General features: G+C 71.5%; 2 protein-coding genes. One reads left to right on the plus strand and one right to left on the minus strand.

Annotated features, from left to right (window positions below; translation table 11 throughout):
• A partial coding sequence (locus ACQKIP_RS47960; RefSeq protein ID WP_427745928.1) for a trypsin-like serine protease occupies nucleotides 1–396 on the plus strand: 396 nt, incomplete at its 5' end.
• 56 nt (nucleotides 397–452) lie between these two features.
• On the opposite strand, the gene ACQKIP_RS47965 is transcribed toward ACQKIP_RS47960, so the two are convergent.
• The coding region (locus ACQKIP_RS47965) for a pyridoxal phosphate-dependent decarboxylase family protein (protein WP_427745930.1) at nucleotides 453–1,134 on the minus strand (682 nt) is incomplete at its 5' end.

Genomic DNA, 1,134 nt, shown 5'->3' on the forward strand with positions numbered 1-1,134 from the left:
CCCCTCCGCATCGCCGACGCGCCGGGACCGGCCGGCACCCCGACCCGAATCCTGGGCTTCGGCACCATCGCGGACGCACCCGACCCCACCGGCTGGGTGTTCCCGAACCGGCTCCAGGAACTCGACACGCGCAGGGGTGCACCCGACCAGTGCGCGCCGGGCTATGCCGACAGCACCCGCCTGTGCACGATCAGCCAGGTACCCGGCGCCATGGCGTGCAACGGCGACTCGGGCGGCCCCCAGCTCCAGCGGAACCGCAAGGGCCGCTGGGAACTCATCGGCGTTACCTCGGGCCCCGGCACGCCGGGCGTGCGCTGCAGCCAGGGCCCGGGGCTCTACACCAGTGCGCCCGCCTACACGGGCTGGGTCCGTGAGGTGATAGGCCGCAGCGGCTGATTCGGGACTGACCGGCCGGCCCGGTGCCGTGCCGGCCGGGTCCCGAGCGCCACCGGTCAGCACAACTCCCGTACTGCGGCCCGCAGTGCCCCGGCTACCCGCCGGGTGTCGGTGTCGGTGGTCTGCCAGTTGCTGAAGGCGGCTCGCAGTGCGGGGACACCGTCGAGGACGGTGGGCGTGAGGAAGGCTTCTTCGGCCAGCTGCGCGGTGAGGGCGGCAAGTCGTTCTGCCGTGGGGTCTTCTGCGAGGGTGAAACAGACGACGTTCAGGCGGACCGGTGCCAGAAGTCGCAGGCCGGGGATGCCGGTGACGGCTTCGCCCAGGGTGCGGGCGCAGTTGATGGACCTTTCGGTGATCTCGCGGTGGCCGTCTGGTCCGTAGGCGCGCAGGGTGAACCAGGCGGCGAGGGCGCGCAGGCGGCGGGAGTTCTCCGGGGTGAGGTGGGCCAGGTCGGGGGTGTCACCGAGCGGGCCGAGGTAGGCCGCCGCGTTCTGGAAGACGCTGGTTTGCAGGTCGGGGCTGCGGGTGAACTGCACGGCGCTGTCGTAGGGCACGTTCAGCCATTTGTGCAGATCGATGCAGATCGAGTCGGCCAGGTCCAGGCCGTCGACCAGATGCCGGTGCGCGGACGACAGGACGGCGAAGGCGCCGAAGGCGGCGTCGACGTGCAGCCAGAAGGGGTAGCGTTCGCGCAGCGCGGCGATGGCACGCAGATCGTCGAAGTCCCCGGTGTTGACG

It is taken from the genome of Streptomyces sp. NPDC059900 (assembly GCF_050270335.1).
In the GTDB taxonomy this organism is placed as follows: domain Bacteria; phylum Actinomycetota; class Actinomycetes; order Streptomycetales; family Streptomycetaceae; genus Streptomyces.